The sequence below is a fragment of the Castellaniella hirudinis genome (assembly GCF_047468865.1).
Classification (GTDB): domain Bacteria; phylum Pseudomonadota; class Gammaproteobacteria; order Burkholderiales; family Burkholderiaceae_B; genus Castellaniella; species Castellaniella hirudinis_A.
Map to the genome: position 1 here is coordinate 112,940 of NZ_JBLGTV010000006.1, position 20,295 is coordinate 133,234.

Here is a 20,295-nt window from a genome sequence, read left to right on the forward strand (position 1 = left end):
CCCGAATCCGGTAAACTTGCTTTTTTGTCTTGCCCGGGTTGGCGCCTGGGTGTCTCACGGAGATTCTTTTATCATGGCCGGTGTGGATTCATCCTTTCCCTCGTTTCAGGGCAGCGTGGTGGCCTTGGTAACGCCCATGCACCCCGACGGGCAGTTGGACCTCGAAGCCTTTCGCCGGTTGATCGACTGGCACATCGACCAGGGCACGGATGCCCTGGGGGTGGTGGGCACCACGGGCGAATCCCCCACCGTCACAGTGCAGGAACAGGCCGAACTCATCGAACTGGCCGTGCGCCACGCCGACGGGCGGGTGCCCGTCATCGCCGGGACGGGCGGAAACTCCACCGCCGAAGCCATCGAGCTCCAGCGTCACGCCTATGCCGTGGGGGCCTCCGCGGGCCTGACCGTGGCGCCCTACTACAACAAGCCCACCCAGGAAGGCCTGTACCAGCATTTCCGCGCCATCGCCGAATCCGTCGAACTCCCCAGCATTCTGTATAACGTGCCGGGGCGCACCGTGGCCGATCTGTCCAACGACACCATTTTGCGCCTGGCCCAGGTGCCGGGCATCATCGGGGTGAAAGACGCCACCGGCAATATCGCCCGGGGCGCCCAGCTGATCGCCGCCGCGCCGGCGGATTTCCAGATTTTCAGCGGCGACGATCCCACCGCGGCCGCGCTAATCCTGTTGGGTGGACGGGGCAATATCTCCGTCACGGCCAATGTCGCCCCGCGCCTGATGCACGAACTCTGCGCCGCCGCCTTGCGGGGCGACGTCCCGGAAACCCGCCGCCTCAACAATCTGCTGGCCGCCCTGGGCCGGGTGCTGTTCGTCGAATCCAATCCCATTCCGGTCAAATGGGCGGTGGCCGAAATGGGCCTGATCCAGCTGGGCTATCGCCTGCCGCTTACCCCCTTGTCCGATTCCTTCCGCGCCGTCGTGCGCCAAGCCCTCGTTGATGCAGGTTGCCTCTGACATGATCCCCAAAAGCACATCGTTCTCCCTGACCACGCTCGCTTTGGTCTCGCTGTTGGCGGGCTGCTCCTCTTTGGGGCAGCTCACCGGGCAAACCGAATCGGTCGAATACAAAAGCACCGTCGTGGGCGACCCCCTGGTCATTCCGCCCGATCTGACCCAGGCCAACGAAAACACGCACTACAAGGCCCCCGAGGGCGTGGCCACCCTGAGCGCGTATTCCGCCAGCCAGCGCAACCAAAGCGCCAATCCGGCGGATCGCGTCCTGCCCCGAAGCGATGACATCCAGGTACAGCGCGATGGCGCGCTGCGCTGGCTGGTGGTCAACCAGCCGGCCGAAGTCCTGTATCCCAAGCTGATCGAATTCTGGGGCGACCAGGGCTTCACCATCCAGTCGCAAAACCCCAAGGCCGGCCTGATTGAAACCGACTGGGCCGAGAACCGCGCCAAGATCCCCGAAGGCTGGCTGCGCAGCGCGCTGGGCAGCATCCTGGATCAGGTCTTCGACAGCGGCGAGCGCGACCGCTTCACGACCCGCCTGGAACGCATCAACGGCAAGACCGAGGTCTATATCAGCCACCAGCACATGGTCGAGACCCCCACGGGCGACGGCACCGCCTTCAAGTGGGTCTTCGGCCCCGAAGACCCGGGCCTGAACGCGGCCATGCTGGCCCGCTTGATGGTATACCTGGGATCCGACCAGCAAAAGGCCGCGCGCGACATCCAGGACGCCACCCAGGATGATGGGCGCGGCAATACCACGGCCCACCTCAGCGATGGCCAGGCAACGCTGGTCGTCAATGAGTCCTTCGACCGTGCCTGGCGGCGGGTCGGGGTGGCGATCGATTCGGCGCGCTTCACGGTCGAAGACCGCAATCGGGCCCAGGGCGATTACTACATCCGCTACCTGGATACCGACACGGGCGAGCAAATCGAACAGCAAACCGTCTTCGGGCGCCTGTTCGGGTCGCGCAATGCGGCCGAGCCCCTCAAGCTGCGGGTGCATCTGGCCGAACAGGGCGGCGGCACCCAGGTGACCGTGCTGGATCAAAACGGCCAGACGCGCACCGATGCCACGGCGCGGCGGATTCTGACGGTGCTGGGTGAAAACCTGAAAACCACCCGCTGAGTCGCCAGCGCCTGGCGCATTGGAAGCCCTGCCTCGGCAGGGCTTCTTGTTTTACAGGCCAGGCGCGTTCAGTATGGGCGTGTCCCTGACGCGCCCGAGGTAGGGCGTTTATGCCAACGCGTGCAAATACGCCGGTTCCGGGCTGAAAGCCTGAGCGTCCAGCGTCTGGCCGAACCAGGCCAGGTCGGCCCCCAGCGCCGCGACCTCGCCGACCAGGATCAGGGCGGGGGACGACACTTGGTGCCGGACGGCTGCCGACGGCAGCGTGGTCAATGTGGCCAGGACGGTTCGCTGGTTGGGCCGCGAACCATTTTCAATGAGGGCGCACGGCGTGTCGGCCGCCACCCCGTCATCCAGCAATTGCCGGCACAGGCCGGGCAGCCGGCCAATACCCATGTAATACACCCGGGTCTGGCCCGTGGGGGCGGCGTCCGCATCCGCGCGGCGGTGCGCGGTGGCCAGCGTCAGCGACTGCGCGTGATCCCGGTGGGTCAGCGGGATGCCGGCGTAGGCGCCGCAGGCCAGCGCGGCGGTGATGCCCGGCACGACCTCGTAGGGGACGCCGTGGCGTTTCAGGTGCTGCAGTTCTTCGCCGCCCCGGCCGAACACCAGGGGGTCGCCCCCTTTCAGGCGCACCACGCAGCGGCCCTGCCGGGCATGCGACACCATCAGGGCGTGGATGCGCGCCTGGGTGCTGTCGTGCGGGCCGCCGATGGCCTTGCCCACGTCGATGATCTGCGCGTCGCGCCGGGCCAGGGCCAGGATTTCCGGGCTGACCAGGCGGTCGGCCAGGATCACGTCGGCTTCGTTCAGGGCGCGCAGGCCGCGCAGGGTCAGCAGGCCGGGGTCGCCGGGGCCGGCACCCACCAACAGCACTTTACCCGCCGGGGCCGGTGTCTCGTGGGCCAGCGCCGCGTCCAGCCGCGCGGCGGCTTCATCGGGCCGCTGGCGGCGCAAAGCGTCCAGCACCGGGCCGTCCATCAGCCAGTCGTAGAAGGCGCGGCGGGCGTGCAGTTGGGGCCGGGCCTGGCGGATGGCCAGGCGCTTGCGCCGGGCCAGGGCCGCCAGCGGCCCCAGGGCGGGTTCCATCAGGGTTTCGATGCGTTCGCGCAGCCGGCGGGCGATCACGGGGGCGCTGCCACCCGAGGAAATCGCCACCGTCAGTGGGGCGCGATCTACGATGGCGGGCACCTGGGCGCTGGACAGTTCGGCGTCGTCCACCACATTGCAAAACAGCCGCCGGGCCTGGGCGGCCTGGGCCACCCGCTGGTTCAGGGCGCGGTCGCTGGTGGCGGCGATCACCAGCCAGGCCTCGTCCAGCCAGGCCGGATCGAAGAGCGCCAGTTTCAGGATGATCTGTCCTGCCCGGGCGCGGGCCTGCACCTGGGGATGCGCCGCGTGGGCGCCGACCACCACCCGCGCCCCGGCCGAGAGCAGCAGGCCGATCTTGCGGTCGGCGACCACGCCGGCCCCCACCACCAGGACGGTGCGGTCATGCAGGTCGGTAAATAAGGGAAAATGTTGCATCTGTATTCCAAAACAAAGCCGATCCGGCATCCTGCCCAGGCGCGTGGCGCCAAATCTTGGCGCCACGGCACGGGATGCCGGGCTGTCCGCCGGGGCGAAGGCCGCCGCCGGCGGTTCAAACCACGCCGGTGCGCACCAGGAAATCGCCAAACGCCTCGCCGGTCTGGCGCTGGCTGGCGTACTGGCCAAACAAAGCGTCCAGGCTGTCCAGGATTTCCGCCTCGGCGATGTTTTCCTTGTACAAGCGATTCAGGCGTTCACCCACGAAATCGGCCCCCAGGCGCAGATCGTAGCGGCCCAGGGCGCGGCCCACCAGGGCAATCTCGCCCAGGTAAGGGCGCGAACAGCCGTTGGGGCAGCCCGAGAGGCGCAGCAAAATATCCGCATCGCGCAGCCCGTGGCGATCCAGCAGGGCTTCCAGTTTGGGCAGCAGGATGGGGGTGTAGCGTTCGCTTTCCGCCATGGCCAGGCCGCAGGTCGGCAGGGCCACACAGGCAATATGGTGGCGGCGGATGCCGCTTTGTTCTTTGTAGCCGTCCAGGCCGTATTGTTCGACCAGGGTGTCGATCCGGGCGCGGTCGGCCTCGTCCACGTTGGCGATCACCAGGTTCTGGTTACAGGTCAGGCGGAATTCGCCCTTCAACACCCGGGCGATTTCACGCAGGCCGGTTTGCAGCGTCAGGCCGTCGCGGTCCCACAGGCGGCCCGAGGCAATATACAGGCCCAGGTGCCAGCGGCCGTCCTCGCCGCGCGACCAGCCGTAGCGGTCGCCATTGCGCTCGAATTGGTAGGGGCGGGCCGCTTGCAGCGTGCGCCCGCTGCGCTGCTGGATCTGCTCACGAAACCAGTCCACCCCCAGGCGGTCGATGGTGTATTTCAGGCGGGCGTGCTGGCGTTCTTTGCGGTCGCCGTGGTCGCGCTGCAGGGTGACCACGGCCTCGGCCACGGCGATCAGGTCTTCCGGGGTGGTGAAGCCCACCAGCGATCCCAGCCGGGGATAGGTGCTGGGGTCGCCCGCCGTGGCCCCCATGCCGCCGCCCACGGCCACGTTGAAGCCTTGCAGCCGGCCGTTTTCAATGATGGCGACCAGGCCCAGGTCGTTGGCGAAGACGTCGCAATCGTTGGTGGGCGGGATGGCGATGCCGATCTTGAACTTGCGCGGCAAGTAGGCGGAGTTGTTGCCGTAGATGGGCTCCTCGTCCGCCGCCTCGCCCACGCGCTCGCCGCCCAACCAGATTTCGGCATAGGCGCCGGTGCGCGGCAGGAAATGGTTGGACAGGCGCAGCACCCAGTCCTGAACCAGGGCGTGCTGGCTGGAGAGGTGCGGGTTGACCGAGCTGATCACCTGCCGGTTGACGTCGCCGCAGGCCGCAATGGTGGTGGCGCGGGCGGCGTGGATGCCTTGCATGAAGGCGCGCAGATTGCGCTTCAGGATGCCGTGCCACTGGAACGTTTGGCGGGTGGTGATGCGCAGGCCGCTGCTGGCATATTGCTGGGCCAGCGCGTCCAGCGCCAGCCATTGCGCCGGGGGGATCACCCCGCCCGGCAGGCGCGCCCGCACCATGAAGGCATAGGCCGGTTCCAGCTTCTGCTTGCGGCGCTCATCGCGGATGTCGCGGTCGTCCTGCATGTAGCTGCCGTGGAACTTCAGCAGCTTGGTGTCGGCTTCGGGGATGGCCCCGGTGATGGGGTTTTCCAGTTCGGCGGCGATGGAACCGCGCAGGAATCGGCTGGCGGTCTTGATGTCTTCCAGCGGAGACAAGGGAGAAATGCTCATATCGGTCTACAACAATATCCAGGGTTGAGGGGTGCTTAGTACACATCCCGGGCGTAGCGGCCCTGGGCGCTCAGTTCGTCCAGCCAGAGTCGGGCGCCTTCTTCGCTCAGGCCCCCCTGGTCGCGGGCGATTTCCAGCAGGGCGGCGTGCACGTCGCGGGCCATGTGGTTCGCGTCGCCGCAGACGTACACGTGGGCGCCGGCCTGAATCCATTCGTAGACGTCGGCCCCGCGTTCCAGCAGGCGGTGCTGGACGTAGATTTTTTCCGCCTGGTCGCGGGAAAACGCCAGGTCGATGCGCGTCAGATCGCCATCCTTCAGGGCCTGCTGCCATTCGGTCTGGTACAGGAAATCGCTGGTGAAGTGCGGATTGCCGAAGAACAGCCAGTTGCGGCCGCTGGCCCCGGCTTCGCTGCGCGCCTGGACGAAGGCCCGGAAAGGAGCCACCCCGGTGCCCGCGCCGATCATGATGATGTCGCGGCTGCCGTCGGCGGGCAGGCGGAAGCGCGTGTTTTCCTCGATGAAGATGGGCACTGTCTCGCCTTCGGCACGCTCCGCCAGGAAGTGCGAGGCCACGCCCCAGCGGGATTCGCCGTCCTGTTCAAAAGCCACGTGCGCCAGCGTCAGGTGAACCTCGTCCTCGGCCGCCGCCGCGCAGGAGGCGATGGAATACAGGCGGGGGGCCAGCGGGCGCAGGGCCGCGACCAGGTCGGGGCCGGTCCAGGCCACCGGCCATTGCCGCAGGGCGTCGATCAGTTGATGGCCGCCCAGGTAGTCCGCCAGCGCGTCCCGGGATTCGGGCAGCAGCAGCTGCGTGAGTTCATCCGTTGCGGCGCGGGCCGCCAATGCCGTCAGGAAGGGCCGGGTCAACACCGTCAGTTCGCGGGTGCGCCCCAGCCATTCGCCCAGCGGGCGCTGCTGACCCTGGTGCGTCACGCTGTCGGCGGCATTCAGGCCCGTTGCTTCCAGGATGCGGGCCACCAGGGTGTCGTCCTGCACGGGCCAGACCCCCAGGGCGTCCCCCGGCTCGTAGACCAGTTTGCTGCCTTCCAGGGAAAGCTCCAGGTGGCGGATGTCCTTGTCGCTGTCGCGCCCGGTAATCGCCTGGTTTTGCAGCACTTCGGCGGAGAAGGGGCGGTCGCGGGTGTATTTTTCGGCCTGGGGGTGCAAAGGAGTGACAGTGGCCTGTACCGGCGCGCCGGCGGCTTTCAGGGCCTCGGCGGCCTGTTCCAGGGCCTTGGCTTGCCAGGGCGCCGCGACCGTTTCGATATCCAGATCGGCCGCGCCCGCGTCTTGCAGGCGCTCGGCCCCCAATTCGGCCAGGCGGGCGTCGATTTTCTGGGAAATCCCGCAAAACGAGGGATAGCTGGAATCGCCCAGGCCCAGCACGGCGTATTTCAGCTTGGGCAGCTTCGGCGCGCGCTTGCCCAGCAGGAATTCCACCCAGGCGATGGAATCGTCGGGCGGGTCGCCGTCGCCCTGGGTGCTCATCACCACGTACAGCAGTTCTTCGTCTTTCAGCTCTTTGGGCTTGTACTGGTCGGCCCGCGCCAGGCGCACGGCCAGGCCCTGGGCCTGCGCCTGGTCGTGCAGCTGGGTGGCGATGCGCTTGGCGTTGCCGGTCTGGCTGCCGTACAGAATGGTCAGCCGCTGGGCCGCGGCGGCGGGGGCGGCGGGGGCGGCGGCGACCGCCAAGGGCGGGGCGGCTTCGCGGGCGGGCTGGCGGGCCTGGGCCACTCCGGCAAAATAGCCGGACAGCCAGTGCAGGCTGGAAGACTCCAGCGCGTCGGCCAGTTCGGCGATCAGGGCGTGGTGCGTATCGGGCAAGTAGTTCGGCGCAAGCATGGCAAAGCCTAGTCAAAACGAAAGAAGCGTCCATTCTGGGACGCTTCGGCCTGGGCGTGAACGAATGGATGCTTATGTTTTTATGCCGATATAAGCAAATAGCCGGATTTTCGCCTGCTTGGGCGCGTTGTTCACGCGGGCATCGCGCCTTGCGCCCGCACGCTTTTCGTCTTCATGAGCGTGAATGAAACGCGCCGCGCGCCCACGCGCTTCAGCGTCCGGCCGGGGCGGGATAAAGCCGGTCGCGGTGGCGCGTGATCGCTTGTTGGCAGATGGGGCTCAGGGCGGTGTCGCCCCAGCGCCCGTCGGGGTGGCTGTGCAGGTAGTCCAGCAACGCCTGGCGCATGCGGGGCTCCCAGTAGCGCCGGATGTGGTCGGCGATGCTGTCGATGGCGGCGGCGCGATCCGGCATGGCTTCGAAAAAATAACCAATGCGGTTGGCCAGGCGGATCAGGTGTGCGATGTTGCTCACGGCTGGCTCCTGTGTTGTAGGTAGTCGGGGCGGCTGTAGACGGTGAAGCGCTCGTCCCGGGTGAAACCGGCCAGCAGCATGGGGGCGGTGAGCGCCAATTGCACCGCCAGGGCGGTGGGGGCCGATACGGCGACCAGGGCGCGGATGCCGGCGGCGTGGGCTTTTTGCACCATCTCGAAGCTGGCCCGGCTGGACACCACCACGAAACCGTCCTGGTGGTTGCCGGGCTGGCGCAGCAGGTGGCCGATCAGCTTGTCCAGCGCATTGTGGCGTCCCACGTCCTCGAAGACCCAGGCCAGTCGGCCATCGGCATCAGCCCAGGCGGCGGCGTGGGTGGCCCCCGTCAGGTTGTGCAGGGGCTGGTGCGCCCGCAGCTGCCGCACGGCCCGGTCGATGGCGGCCTGCCGCCAGGGGCGGGCGGGCGGTGGCAGGGCCGCCAGGCTGCGGGGGATTTGCGCCAGGCCCTCGACCCCGCACAGGCCGCAGCCCGTGCTGCCCGCGAGATTGCGATGCCGCAGTTTCAAGGCGTGCAGGCGGGCGTTCAGAATGGTCAGGTGGATGACCAGGCCCAGTGGTGTGCTTTCGATGTCCAGATCCAGCACATCGGCGGGCGACCGGATGATCCCTTCGGTGAAGGAAAAGCCCAGGGCCAGTTCGGCCAAATGCTGCGGAGAGGCCAGCAGCGTGGCGTGGGCAATACCGTTGTATTCCAGGGCTACGGCCTGTTCGCAGGCCACGGCGTCCTGGGACTGGCTGGCCTGCGGGCCGTGCAGTTGGGTGACGGCGCACAGCTGGTGGGCGGCCGCGCCGCCCGGCTGCGCGGCCAGGGGGTTGTAGTCGGCGGGATGCATGGGGTTTCTCCTGGTCAGTGGTTCGTGGCCAGGGCGGCGCTGGCCCGCAGCAGCGCGTCCTGTTGCTGGTCGATGTCCTGCCAGCTGTCCTGCCAGGGGGCCGGGGCGGTGACCTTGCGCACCTGCACCGCCGTGACCTTGTATTCCGGGCAGTCGGTGGCCCAGTCGGTGTTGTCGGTGGTCAGGACGTTGGCGCCGCATTCGGGGAAATGGAAGGTGGTGTAGACCACCCCGGCCTGGATGCGCTCGGTGATCTCGGCGCGCAGCGTGGTTTCGCCCGCGCGGCTCTGGATGGCGACGCGGTCGCCTTGCTGGATGCCCCGATCCTCGGCGTCGTGGGGGTGGATTTCCAGCTCGTCCTCGCTGTGCCAGGCGTGATTGGCCGTGCGCCGGGTCTGCACCCCCGCGTTGTATTGCGACAGGATGCGCCCCGTGGTCATCAGCAGCGGGTAGCGGCGCGAGGAGCGTTCGTCGGTGGGCACGTACCGGGTGATCATGAAGCGGCCCTTGCCGCGCACGAATTCATCCACGTGCATGATAGGCGTGCCGTCGGGGGCCGCCTCGTTGCAGGGCCACTGGATGCTGCCGCCCAGGGCGGCGATGCGGCCGAAGGACACCCCTTTGAAGGTTGGCGTCAGGCGGGCGATCTCGTCCAGGATTTCCCCCGGGTGCCGGTAGTCCATGGGGTAGCCCATGGCGTTCGACAGGGCGCAGGTGACTTCCCAGTCGGCCTTGCCCGCCTGGGGCGCCATGACCTGGCGCACCCTGGAAATCCGCCGTTCGGCGTTGGTGAACGTGCCGTCTTTTTCCAGAAAGGACGAACCGGGCAGGAAAACGTGCGCGTATTTGGCGGTTTCGTTCAGGAACAGATCCTGCACGATGACGCATTCCATGGCGCGCAGGGCCTGGATGACGTGCTGCGTGTTGGGGTCCGATTGGGCGATGTCTTCGCCCTGGCAGTACAGCCCCTTGAATGAACCGCTGTGCGCCGCGTCGAACATATTGGGCAGGCGCAGGCCGGGCTCGGCCTGCAGGCGAACCCCCCAGGCCTGCTCGAACAGGCCGCGCACCGCGTCGTCGGACACGTGGCGGTAGCCGGGGAATTCGTGCGGAAACGAACCCATGTCGCAGGAACCCTGGACGTTGTTCTGGCCGCGCAGGGGATTGATGCCCACGCCTTCGCGCCCGATATTGCCCGTGGCCATGGCCAGGTTGGCGATGCACATCACCGCCGTGGATCCCTGGCTGTGTTCCGTGACGCCCAGCCCGTAGTAGATCGCGGCGTTGCCCCCCGTGGCGTACAGGCGCGCCGCCCCGCGCAGGTCGGCGGCGGGCACGCCGGTGATGGCCGCGGTGGCTTCCGGGGCGTGTTCCGGGCGGCGGATGAACTGCAGCCATTCCTGGAAGGCGGGGTCTTCGCAGCGCGCCTGGACGAAGGCGTGGTCGATCAGGTTTTCGGTGGCGATGACGTGGGCCATGGCATTGAGGACGGCCACGTTGGTGCCGGGGCGCACGGGCAGGTGGAAGTCGGCCTTGACGTGCGGGCCGTCGACCAGTTCGGTCTGGCGCGGGTCGATCACGATCAGCCGGGCCCCCTGGCGCAGGCGCTGCTTCAGGCGCGAGGCGAACACGGGATGGGCGGCGCTGGGGTTGGCCCCCAGGATGACGGCGACGTCCACGTGCATGACCGAATCGAAGGTCTGGGTGCCGGCGGATTCGCCGATCGTGGTTTTCAGGCCGTAGCCGGTGGGCGAATGACAGACCCGGCCGCAGGTGTCCACGTTGTTGTTGCCCATGGCGGCCCGCACCAGCTTTTGCACCAGGTAGGTTTCTTCGTTGGTGCAGCGCGACGAGGTGATGCCGCCGATGGCGTCGACCCCGTACTTTGCCTGGATGCGGCGCAGCTCGGCGGCCGCGTGCTGGATGGCTTCTTCCCAGGAGACTGCGCGCCAGGGGTCGGTGATTTTCTCGCGGATCATGGGCGTGGTCAGCCGATCGGCGTGGGTGGCGTAGCCCCAGGCAAAGCGGCCCTTGACGCAGGAGTGGCCGCGGTTGGCCTTGCCGTCCTTCCAGGGGGTCATGCGCACGACGTGGTCGCCTTGCATCTCGGCCTTGAAGCCGCAGCCCACCCCGCAATAGGCGCAGGTGGTGATGACGGCGTGCTCGGCCTGGCCTTGCTCGATGATGGTTTTTTCGATCAGGGAACCCGTGGGGCACGCCTGTACGCAGGCCCCGCAGGAGACGCAATCGCTGTCCAGGAAGCCGTCGTCCTGCCCCGCCACGATGCGCGAATCGAAGCCCCGGGCCTCGATGGTCAGAGCGTATGTGCCCTGGACGTCGTCGCAGGCGCGCACGCAGCGGCTGCAGACGATGCACTTGGCGGGGTCGTAGGTGAAGTACGGGTTGGAATCGTCGATGGCCGCGTCGCGGTGGTGAGCCCCGTCGAAGCCGTAGCGCACCGTGCGCAGGCCCACCACGCCGGCCATGTCCTGCAGTTCGCAGTCGCCGTTGGCCGGACAGGTCAGGCAGTCCAGCGGGTGATCCGAAATATAGAGTTCCATGACGTTGCGGCGCAGTGCGCGCAACGTGCCCGTGGCGGTGTGAACCACCATGCCGTCTTCGACCGGCGTGGTGCAGGAGGCGGGGTGGCCGCGCCGCCCTTCGATGTCCACCAGGCACAGGCGACAGGAGCCGAAGGCTTCCAGGTTGTCCGAGGCGCAGAGTTTGGGGATCTGGATGCCGGCCTCGGCGGCGGCGCGCATGACGGAGGTTCCCGCCGGGACGGTGATGGCCTGGCCGTCGATGGTCAGGCGGACGGTTTCGGTGGCCAGGGACGCGGGCGTGCCCAGATCGCGGTCACGTTTCAGGACGGTTTCCAGCATGGCGGGCTCCTTCAGGCGGTTTGCAAGGCGGCGGTGGACGGGGCCAGGCCGAAATCTTCGGGGAAATGGCGCAAGGCGGACAGCACCGGGTAGGGCGTCATGCCGCCCAGGGCGCACAGCGACCCCGCCATCATGGTGTCGCACAGGTCGTGCAGCAGGGCGGCCTGGTTTTCTCGGTGTTCGTCGGCGCGGATTTTCTGGACGATTTCCTGGCCGCGCACCGAGCCGATGCGGCAGGGCGTGCATTTGCCGCAGGATTCGATGGCGCAGAATTCCATGGCGTATTGCGCCAGGGCGGCCATGTCGACCGTGTCGTCGAAGGCCACCACGCCGCCGTGCCCCAGCATGGCGGAAATCTGGATGAAGGCTTCGTAGTCCAGCGGGGTGTCCCATTGGGATTCGGGCAGATAGGCCCCCAGAGGCCCGCCCACCTGGATGGCCCGCAGGGGCCGCCCGGACCGGCTGCCCGCGCCGTAGTCGAACAGCAGTTCGCGCAGGGTCAGGCCAAAGGCTTTTTCGACCAGCCCCCCCTGGCGGATGTTGCCCGCCAGCTGGAAGGGCAGGGTGCCGCGCGACTTGCCCATGCCGTAATCGCGGTAGGCTGCCGCGCCCTGGGCCAGGATGAAGGGCACGGTGGCCAGCGAGATCACGTTGTTGATGACGGTGGGGCAGCCGAACAGGCCGCGGATGGCCGGCAGGGGGGGCTTGGCGCGCACCAGGCCGCGCCGCCCTTCCAGGCTTTCCAGCAGCGCGGTTTCTTCGCCGCAAATGTACGCGCCCGCCCCCCGGCGCAGTTCGATGTCGAAATCGTGCCCGGACCCCTGGAGGTTGTCTCCCAGCCAGTGGGCCGCGCGGGCGGCCGCCAGCGCCTGGGACAGGATGTTTTCGGCCTGCGGGTATTCGGATCGGACGTACAGGTAGCCCCGGGTGGCCCCGGTGGCCAGCCCGGCGATCGTCATGCCTTCGATCAGGGCATAGGGGTCGCCCTCCATCAGCATGCGGTCGGAGAACGTGCCCGAATCGCCTTCGTCGGCGTTGCACACAATGTATTTCTGGGGGGCGGGGGTCTGCAGCACGGTGCGCCATTTGATGCCGGTGGGAAAAGCGGCTCCGCCCCGGCCCCGCAGGCCGGATTCGGTGATACAGGTGACGATGGCGGCCGGGGCCATCCCCAGGGCCTGGCGCAGCCCGGCAAAGCCCCCGTGGGCCAGGTAGTCCGGGATGCTGAGGGGATCGGTGATGCCCACGCGGGCGAAGGTCAGGCGTTCCTGGTTTTTCAGGAATGGGATGTCGGCCGTCGGGCCGTGGCACAGGGGGTGCTGGCCGGGGTGGCTGGTGATGGCATCCAGCAGGCTGTCGACGTCGTCCGCCTGGACGGGCCCGTAGGCGATCCGGCCCGCCGGGGTGTCCAGCTCGACCAGGGGCTCCAGCCAGCTCAGGCCGCGCGATCCGTTGCGCACAATGTGCAGGGACAGGCCGCGGCGGGCCGCCCGGGCCTGAAAGTGGCTGGCCAGCCCATCGGCCCCCAGGGCCAGGGCTGAAGTGTCCAGCGGGATATACAGGGTATGGCGCATTTCAGACCTCCTGGGATGCCAGTAGGGCATCCAGTTTTTCCGGGGTGACGCGGGCGTGCGGCTGGCCATTGATCAGGAGGGCGGGCGACTGGGCGCACAGCCCCAGACAGAAAACGGGGGCCAGGGAAAACGGATCGGCCGGGCGGCCCGCCAGGTGCTGGCGGGCGTGTTCATACAGCGCATTGCCGCCACAGGCCTGACAGGATTCCGCCCGGCAGATTTCCACCCGGATCCGGGCGGGCGGCGTGGTGCGGAAATGGGTGTAGAACTGGATGACCCCATGGACTTCGGCCCGGGATCGCTGGATGCCGGCCGCGATTTGCGGCACGGCCGCGTCGGGGATATAGCCCAGGGTGTCCTGCACGGCGTGCAGGATCGGCAGCAGGGCGCCTTGTTGTCCGGCATGCCGCGCCAGGATGTCCTGGATGAGGCGACTGTGGTCTTGCGGGTCAAGACCGGAATCCGCGGGGCGGCTGTCCATAAGTGTGTCTCCTGTCGCATGGACGGCCCCATGCGGCTTTAATATGTTTTTAATTTCATATATATGATTTGCCGTTTATTTAATCTACTATTAAAAATGTGGTTCTTTCAATAAGATATAAAAAGCATATTAAGCACGTGGGATTCTATTTATATGTTTTTTATTTCCTATAAATGAGATTCAAACCCTGCGCAGGAGGAGACATGACGGTCTATCGCTTCAAGCCCAAGCTCAATTCCGAATGGGTGCTGGAAAAGCCATCCGGGGAAATACTGCCCATGGGCGAGATCATGCGCCTGCTGGCTGCCATCGACGAACAGGGCAATCTTGCCGGGGCCTGTCGGATCAGGGGGCTGTCGTATCGGCATGCCTGGGGGCTGCTGCGCAAGGCCGAGGGTGATTTCCAGGTCTCCTTGATCGAAACCTCGCGCAGGCGGGGATCGCGGCTGACCAGCTTTGCCCAGCATTTGCTGTGGGCCAATCGGCGTATCGACGCGCGCCTGGCCCCCACGTTTGAAAGCATCGCCTCCGAGCTGCAGGAAGAACTGCAGCGCCTGTATTCCGAAGAAGCCTCGGTGCTTCGCCTGCACGCCAGCCATGGCTTCGCCGTGGAAGGCCTGATGCGCCTGGCCAAGGATCAGGGTCTGCTGCCGCTGGAACTGCGCTACCGCACCGGGATCGAGGCCCTGTTGTCGCTGAATCGTGGCGAATGCGATCTGGCGGGCTTCCAAGTGCCCGTGGGCGAATTCGAATCCGCGATCCTGGCGCGATACCAGCCCTGGCTGGACCCGGATCGGGTGCTGTTGCTGCATGTGGCCGAACGCCGAACCGGCCTGATCGTCTTGCCGGACAACCCCAAAAATATCCAGTCCGTGGCCGACCTGTTGCGGCCGGACGTGCGTTTCGTGAACCGCCAGTTTGGCTCCAGCACGCGATTCCTGGTGCAATTGATGCTGGATGAGCAGGGCATCGACAGCCGCCGCATCACGGGTTTCGACAGCGGCGAGTTCACGCACATGGCGGTGGCCGCGCACATCGCCAGCGGGATGGCCGATGTCGGCATCGGGGTGGAAACCGCCGCGTGGCGCTGCGGCCTGGCCTTCATCCCCTTGGCCCGGGAGCGCTATTTTTTCGGCCTCAACAAAGACCTGGTGGGCACCCAATCCCTGCAGCGGCTGCTGGATTTGATGAACGGTGACGCATACCAGGCCTATGTGCGGGATCTGATCGGCTATGACTGCCGCCTGATGGGCCGGGTTCAGACCCTGGCGCAGGCCTTCGGGCCGGCGTATGCGGCGGCCTCCTGAGCGCCCCCGCGCGCGCCAGCGCCGTGGGCCGCTACAGGAAGTCGCGCCGCAGTTGGTAGATCAGATCCAGCGCCTCGCGCGGGGTCAGGGCATCCGGGTTCAGGGCCTTCAGCGCGGTGCGCAGCGGCGCTTCGCTGTCGCCTTCTTCTTCCTCGACCTGCTCGATGAACAAGGACAGCTGGGAATCCGGGCGGCTGCGGGCTTCCAGTTCCGCCAGCTGCTTGCGGGCGTGGCGGATCACCACGGGCGGGATGCCGGCGCGCTGGGCCACGTGCAGGCCATAGCTCTGGCTGGCGGGGCCGGGGCGAACCTCGTGCAGAAACACCACGCCGTCGGGGGCGTCGGCGGCGGCCAGATGGACATTGGCCACCCCATGGGCCTGTTCCGGCAGGCGGGTGATTTCAAAGTAGTGCGTGGCGAACAGCGTCAAGGCGCGGTTGTGGGTCAGCAGGCGGTGGGCGATGGCCCAGGCCAGGGCCAGGCCATCGTAGGTTGAGGTTCCCCGGCCGATCTCATCCATCAGCACCAGGCTGTGCGGGGTGGCCGCAGCCAGGATCACCCCGGCCTCCATCATTTCCATCATGAAGGTGGAGCGCCCCCCGGCCAGATCGTCGGCGGCCCCGATGCGCGTGAAAATGCGATCCACCGGCCCGATGCGGGCCTGGGTGGCGGGGACATAGCTGCCCGCGCGCGCCAACAGGGCGATCAGGGCAATTTGGCGCATATAAGTGGATTTGCCCCCCATATTGGGGCCGGTGATCAGCAACATGCGCCGATCGTCATGCATTTTGCAGTCGTTCGGGGTAAAGGCTTCGATGCTGTGCTCCACCACCGGGTGGCGTCCCGCCTGGATGTCCAGGCAGGTATCCACGCAGAGCTGCGGGGCTACCCAGCCGTGTTGGCGGGCGTGATGGGCCAGTGCCGCCAGGGCATCCAGGCTGGCCAGAGCGGCCGCGCAGCGGGCCAGCCCCGGGGCATGGGGGGCGGCTTGCGCCAGCAGTTGATCAAACAGCCATTTTTCGCGCGCCAGACTGCGGTCGCGGGCCGACAGAACCTTGTCTTCCCAGGCCTTCAATTCCGGGGTGATGTAGCGCTCGACGTTTTTCAAAGTCTGGCGGCGGCGGTAATCGTCCGGCACCTTATCCGCCTGCCCGCGCGACACCTCGATGAAAAACCCGTGCACGCGGTTGTATTCCACCCGCAGGTTGGCGATGCCGGTGCGCGCCCGTTCGCGGGTTTCCATGTCCATCAGAAAGGTGCCGTTGTCTCCCGCCAACTGCCGTAGTTCGTCCAGTTCGGCATCGAAACCCTGGGCGATGACGCCGCCGTCGCGCACCGCCAGCGCGGGCTCGGCGGCCAGCGCCCGGGCCAGCAACCCGGCCAGGGCGGGATCCACCGCGATGGCCGCCAGACGGTCGGCCAGCAGGGTGAACGTCGGTTCGCCGTGGGCCGCCTCTCCCGCAGGGGACGGCTGTGCGGACAGAAAGTTTTCTTTGATGCGGATCGTCAGCGCAGGCAGCGCCGCCAGCGCATCGCGCAGGCTGGCCAGTTCGCGGGGGCGGATGGTGCCCATCGCCAGGCGGGTCGCCATGCGTTCCAGGTCGGGCAGTGATTTCAGCGCGTCGCGCAAGCCCGGCAAGGCCTGAGGGCCGGCCCCGAGCAACTGGCCGATGGCGTTTTGGCGGGCCTGGGCCAGCGGGTTGTCCCGCAAGGGGGCCTGCAGCCAGCGGCGCAATTGCCGGCTGCCCATGGGCGTGCAGGCGTGATCCAGGGTGCTGAACAGCGTGGGCCCTTCACCGTGATTCAGGGTTTCGGTGATTTCCAGGTTGCGCCGTGTGGCCGGATCCAGAATGACATAATCGCCGCTGGCGTCTTCCGACAGGCTGTGGACGTGTTTGAGCGACTGGGCCTGAGTGGCCCCCACATAGCGCAGCAGCGCCCCCGCCGCCCGCACCGCCAGGGGGCGGTGATCCAGCCCGAATGCGCCGGTGTCTGCCACCCCGAAATGCCGCAGCAGCGCATCGCGGGCCCCGTCCGCATCGAAATGCCAGTCGGGCACGCGGCTGATGGCCGCGTCCAGCCCGGCGGCTTCCAGCGCATCCGGCTCAGTCTGATCAGGACAGACCAGCTCCGCCGGCGCTATTCGGCCCAGTTCAGTGTCCAGCAATTCAGGCGTGCATTCCCCTGCCTTGAATTCGCCATTGGCCAGGTTCATCCAGGCCAGCCCCATGCGTTCGCGCCCATGGCTGCGGCTGGTCACCCAGGCCGCGATGCAGCGGTCTTCACGGGCGGGCAATAAGGCATCGTCAGTCAGCGTGCCCGGCGTGACGATGCGCACGATCTGGCGTTCCACCGGCCCCTTGCTGGCGCTTGGATCGCCCACCTGTTCGCAGATGGCGATGGACTCGCCCAGCGCCACCAGGCGCGCCAGGTAGCCTTCCATGGCATGGTGCGGCACCCCCGCCATGGGGATCGGCGCACCATTGGAGGTGCCGCGCTTGGTCAGGGTGAGATTCAGCAGGCGCGCCCCACGCTCCGCGTCGTCGTAGAACATCTCGTAGAAATCGCCCATGCGGTAGAACAGGAGGTGCGAACCGGCCTGCGCTTTGAGCTGCAGGTATTGTTGCATCATCGGGGTATGATTGGCGAAACTCAGTTCCTGAGAACGTTGATTTTTCTCTGAAAGCCCTTGTTTTTGCCCGTTCTCAGGCTGATTCTTCACGCCATCCCTCACTCTCTAAAAATCCAACAATGCCCAACAAACCCCAACTGCACTTACGCCAATCGCGTAGCTTTTTGATGGTTCTGTACAGGTCACGCTAAATGATTTTAATGTCCGCGAAAAAGTTACGCTGACCTTTCATGCCATATATGGCTTTCGACGCACGCGCAGCCCGGCTTCTGCGCCCAGGGCGATACATTACCATTGACGAGCAACCAGGGCTTCGCCTGAAGGCGTCCAAGCAATGGGAGGTGCCGCGCAAGCGTCGGGACGATGGCATCGACCTTGTTTTGGAGAAAAAAGAACAATGCCAATCACGGGACGCCCCGGCGACAATCCGTTCCGGCGGCCCGACGGTGCGCGTTGCCGTGGGTGAGTGCCTGATCGTGGGCGCGGATCTGTTCCGGGATGCATGTGGTCGATGGAAAGCGACCAATCGTGGGCGAGAACAGTATTTGCTGATGCTGGCCGATGCTTTACGTGACCCCGATGAAGGGTGGGTCCGTATTGAATGGCTGTACAGTGAAAACAAGGCAGTGGTGCGCCGCCGCTATGCTGCTCGGTATGAGATCGAGGGCCAAGCTGCACCGGCTCTGTCTGTGTTTGATATCGGGCCGGATGGTTGATCGGGGGGCTTGGTATTCCAAGGCCAGACCCCATCAGAAGGCGACTGGCGAGTTGGCTTTCGGCTTTATCGACGACAAGAATGAAAAAGCCCAGACGCTGCTCCATCTGGACTGTCCCGGGGGTAGGATTGGAGGCTGTGGCTGTCGTGGTCAAGTATTAATGGACACGGAGATAGGGGCTATGGGTTAGTGACTTTCTCGAAGTCAGCCGGTGAACGATAGCCCAGCGTGGAATGCAGTCGATGTGTGTTGTAGAAGCCGACAATATATTGGGTGATGTCGGCACGGGCTGCAGCCTGGTTGGCGTAACGGCGCTGCCATACCCGTTCCATCTTGAGGCTCAGGAAGAACCTCTCCATGACGGCATTATCCCAGCAATCGCCTTTACCACTCATGCTTGCAACCAGGTGGTGTCGAGCCAACAGGTCACGATGGGCCTGGCTGGCATACTGGTTACCACGGTCTGTGTGTACGATCAGGCCTGGTTGGGGCTGGCGTAGCGCGATGGCCATTCGCAAGGCCGTACACACGAGTTCTGCCGACATGCTCGGTGCCATGGCCTAGCCCACGATTTTACGCGAGTACAGGTCCAGGACAGCCGCGAGATAAAGCCAGCCGCGCTGGGTGCGGATGTAGGTGATATCCGCCGTCCAGGCTTGGTCGGCTCCGCTTGGGGAAAACTGCCGATCCAGAACGTTGGCAGCGACCGGCAGATCATGCTTGCTGTCGGTGGTATGAACGAACTTGCGCCTCCAGCGTGCTTGCAGTTTGTTTTGCTTCATGAGCCGTCGTACCCGATGGCGTCCCGCCGGCAATCCCTGGGCCTTCAGGACAATGCTCAGACGGCGACTACCGTAACTGCCTCCGCTGCCCTGGAAGGCGGCTCGCAAGGGCGCTGAGAGCTCACAGGGGCGTGACGTTTGGCGGCGACGCCGTGCCGCATAGAACCCTGAACGGCTCACGCCTAACAGACGGCACAGCCGAGCCGTATCGGCCTTCTTCTCCCACTGTTCGATCATCTTTTGGATCACTTCAGTTCCCGGGCGAAGAAGGCCGAGGCTTTTTTTAGCAAGGAGACATCCTCTCGTAGCCGCTGGTTCTCTCGCTCTAATTGGCGGATGCGCTGTTGCTCAGGTGTCAGCGGCAGGCCAACCCCTGGCTGACCATTCTGGTCTGCATCATACTGAGCCAACCAGCGCCGCACGGCACTATCGACTAAATCCAGGTCGCGGCAGACTTGGCCTACGCTCAGACCCTGATCTCGGATCATCTGCACGACATGCAGCTTGAACGCTGCGTCAAAAGATCTACGGGCTCGTGGTGTTGTCATGGTATTCAAAGTGTCCTCTCAGGAAAAAATCCCCTATCGAGCTGTCCACTTTTATTGAACCACGACAATTGACGCCGCACTCGCACAGGAACTGGGAGGTCGCGCCTCATGTAGGCGCGTGGATTGAAACGCACTGTATGCCGGCATTTCAGCCAGCAGCCGCAGGTCGCGCCTCATGTAGGCGCGTGGATTGAAACCTGTAGATTCATAAGGGTCCTTCGTGATCCAATCACGTCGCGCCTCATGTAGGCGCGTGGATTGAAACATCCGTCGATGCGCGGTGTTGTCTTGATTTTGAGGTCGCGCCTCATGTAGGCGCGTGGATTGAAACTTGCTGTTCAATCGGCTTGAAAGTCAGTGGAACTGGGTCGCGCCTCATGTAGGCGCGTGGATTGAAACAATCTTGGTGGCTTGTTGCGCGGCACCGCCAAGGGTCGCGCCTCATGTAGGCGCGTGGATTGAAACAAGCGTCCCGGCTTCGACGACACCCGCACGGACGTCGCGCCTCATGTAGGCGCGTGGATTGAAACGGCGGAAGAAAACGCCCGCACCCAGATTGACCAAAGTCGCGCCTCATGTAGGCGCGTGGATTGAAACCCCGCTCGAACCATGTGCTGAAGTTGCGCCGCCAGTCGCGCCTCATGTAGGCGCGTGGATTGAAACGCGCCGATGCTCTTAATCTCGCTGGACTCGTCCAGGACGTCGCGCCTCATGTAGGCGCGTGGATTGAAACCTGGTATTGGACATCCACGCCCTACGGCTCCGGCAGTCGCGCCTCATGTAGGCGCGTGGATTGA

At 65.8% G+C, this 20,295-nt stretch carries 13 protein-coding genes, 1 pseudogene and 1 CRISPR repeat array (1 of these 15 running past the window's edge); of the genes and pseudogenes, 4 read left to right on the top strand and 10 right to left on the bottom strand.

Going from position 1 to position 20,295, the window contains the following annotated elements; all coding sequences use genetic code 11:
• The first annotated feature begins 73 nt into the window (after positions 1-73).
• Together dapA and bamC are read left to right on the top strand one after the other, a co-directional pair.
• The gene (dapA, locus tag ACMHYJ_RS09635) at positions 74-976 is read left to right on the top strand and encodes a 4-hydroxy-tetrahydrodipicolinate synthase (protein WP_414245957.1); all 903 of its coding nucleotides are present in this window, start codon (positions 74-76) and stop codon (positions 974-976) included.
• Position 977: 1 nt separating this feature from the next.
• Positions 978-2,105, top strand: a complete 1,128-nt coding sequence (gene bamC / locus ACMHYJ_RS09640; protein ID WP_414245958.1) for an outer membrane protein assembly factor BamC — start codon at positions 978-980, stop codon at positions 2,103-2,105.
• A 108-nt stretch (positions 2,106-2,213) separates the two neighbouring features.
• On the opposite strand, the gene cysG is transcribed toward bamC, so the two are convergent.
• From cysG to ACMHYJ_RS09680, 8 genes are all read right to left on the bottom strand, one after another.
• Positions 2,214-3,632, bottom strand: coding sequence for a siroheme synthase CysG (gene cysG / locus ACMHYJ_RS09645; RefSeq protein WP_414245959.1), 1,419 nt, complete (start codon positions 3,630-3,632; stop codon positions 2,214-2,216).
• A 115-nt stretch (positions 3,633-3,747) separates the two neighbouring features.
• A complete protein-coding gene (cysI, locus tag ACMHYJ_RS09650) occupies positions 3,748-5,409 on the bottom strand; it encodes an assimilatory sulfite reductase (NADPH) hemoprotein subunit (RefSeq protein ID WP_414245960.1) in 1,662 nt (553 codons plus the stop codon).
• 35 nt (positions 5,410-5,444) lie between these two features.
• Positions 5,445-7,253 (bottom strand): assimilatory sulfite reductase (NADPH) flavoprotein subunit, encoded by a 1,809-nt coding sequence (locus ACMHYJ_RS09655; protein WP_414245961.1) that lies wholly within the window; start codon positions 7,251-7,253, stop codon positions 5,445-5,447.
• A 211-nt stretch (positions 7,254-7,464) separates the two neighbouring features.
• Entirely contained in the window at positions 7,465-7,725 is a 261-nt protein-coding gene (locus ACMHYJ_RS09660) for a formate dehydrogenase subunit delta (RefSeq protein WP_414245962.1), read from the bottom strand.
• Complete coding sequence (fdhD, locus tag ACMHYJ_RS09665) at positions 7,722-8,576, bottom strand: formate dehydrogenase accessory sulfurtransferase FdhD (RefSeq protein WP_414245963.1); 855 nt, start codon at positions 8,574-8,576, stop codon at positions 7,722-7,724. Before fdhD ends, ACMHYJ_RS09660 begins: the two co-directional genes overlap by 4 nt.
• Positions 8,577-8,590: 14 nt before the next feature.
• Positions 8,591-11,458 carry a formate dehydrogenase subunit alpha gene (gene fdhF / locus ACMHYJ_RS09670; RefSeq protein ID WP_414245964.1) on the bottom strand — a complete coding sequence of 956 codons (2,868 nt, stop codon included), beginning with the start codon at positions 11,456-11,458 and terminating at the stop codon, positions 8,591-8,593.
• 11 nt (positions 11,459-11,469) lie between these two features.
• Positions 11,470-13,032 carry a formate dehydrogenase beta subunit gene (locus ACMHYJ_RS09675; protein ID WP_414245965.1) on the bottom strand — a complete coding sequence of 521 codons (1,563 nt, stop codon included), beginning with the start codon at positions 13,030-13,032 and terminating at the stop codon, positions 11,470-11,472.
• A 1-nt stretch (position 13,033) separates the two neighbouring features.
• Positions 13,034-13,513 carry an NAD(P)H-dependent oxidoreductase subunit E gene (locus ACMHYJ_RS09680; protein WP_414245966.1) on the bottom strand — a complete coding sequence of 160 codons (480 nt, stop codon included), beginning with the start codon at positions 13,511-13,513 and terminating at the stop codon, positions 13,034-13,036.
• A 203-nt stretch (positions 13,514-13,716) separates the two neighbouring features.
• Here ACMHYJ_RS09680 and ACMHYJ_RS09685 point away from each other — a divergent pair, with 203 nt between their 5' ends.
• Positions 13,717-14,820 carry a substrate-binding domain-containing protein gene (locus ACMHYJ_RS09685; RefSeq protein WP_414245967.1) on the top strand — a complete coding sequence of 368 codons (1,104 nt, stop codon included), beginning with the start codon at positions 13,717-13,719 and terminating at the stop codon, positions 14,818-14,820.
• A gap of 31 nt (positions 14,821-14,851) precedes the next feature.
• Here the strand turns inward: ACMHYJ_RS09685 and mutS are convergent, their stop codons facing one another.
• The gene (gene mutS / locus ACMHYJ_RS09690; protein WP_414245968.1) at positions 14,852-17,452 is read right to left on the bottom strand and encodes a DNA mismatch repair protein MutS; all 2,601 of its coding nucleotides are present in this window, start codon (positions 17,450-17,452) and stop codon (positions 14,852-14,854) included.
• 239 nt (positions 17,453-17,691) lie between these two features.
• Between mutS and ACMHYJ_RS09695 the strand changes: the two genes are divergently transcribed.
• The gene (locus ACMHYJ_RS09695) at positions 17,692-18,168 is read left to right on the top strand and encodes a PBECR2 nuclease fold domain-containing protein (protein WP_414245969.1); all 477 of its coding nucleotides are present in this window, start codon (positions 17,692-17,694) and stop codon (positions 18,166-18,168) included.
• A gap of 179 nt (positions 18,169-18,347) precedes the next feature.
• Here ACMHYJ_RS09695 and ACMHYJ_RS09700 read toward each other — a convergent pair.
• Positions 18,348-19,498, bottom strand: a pseudogene (locus ACMHYJ_RS09700) (IS3 family transposase).
• A gap of 98 nt (positions 19,499-19,596) precedes the next feature.
• Positions 19,597-20,295: a CRISPR direct-repeat array (repeat unit 32 nt; unit sequence GTCGCGCCTCATGTAGGCGCGTGGATTGAAAC) (it continues 607 nt past the right edge of the window).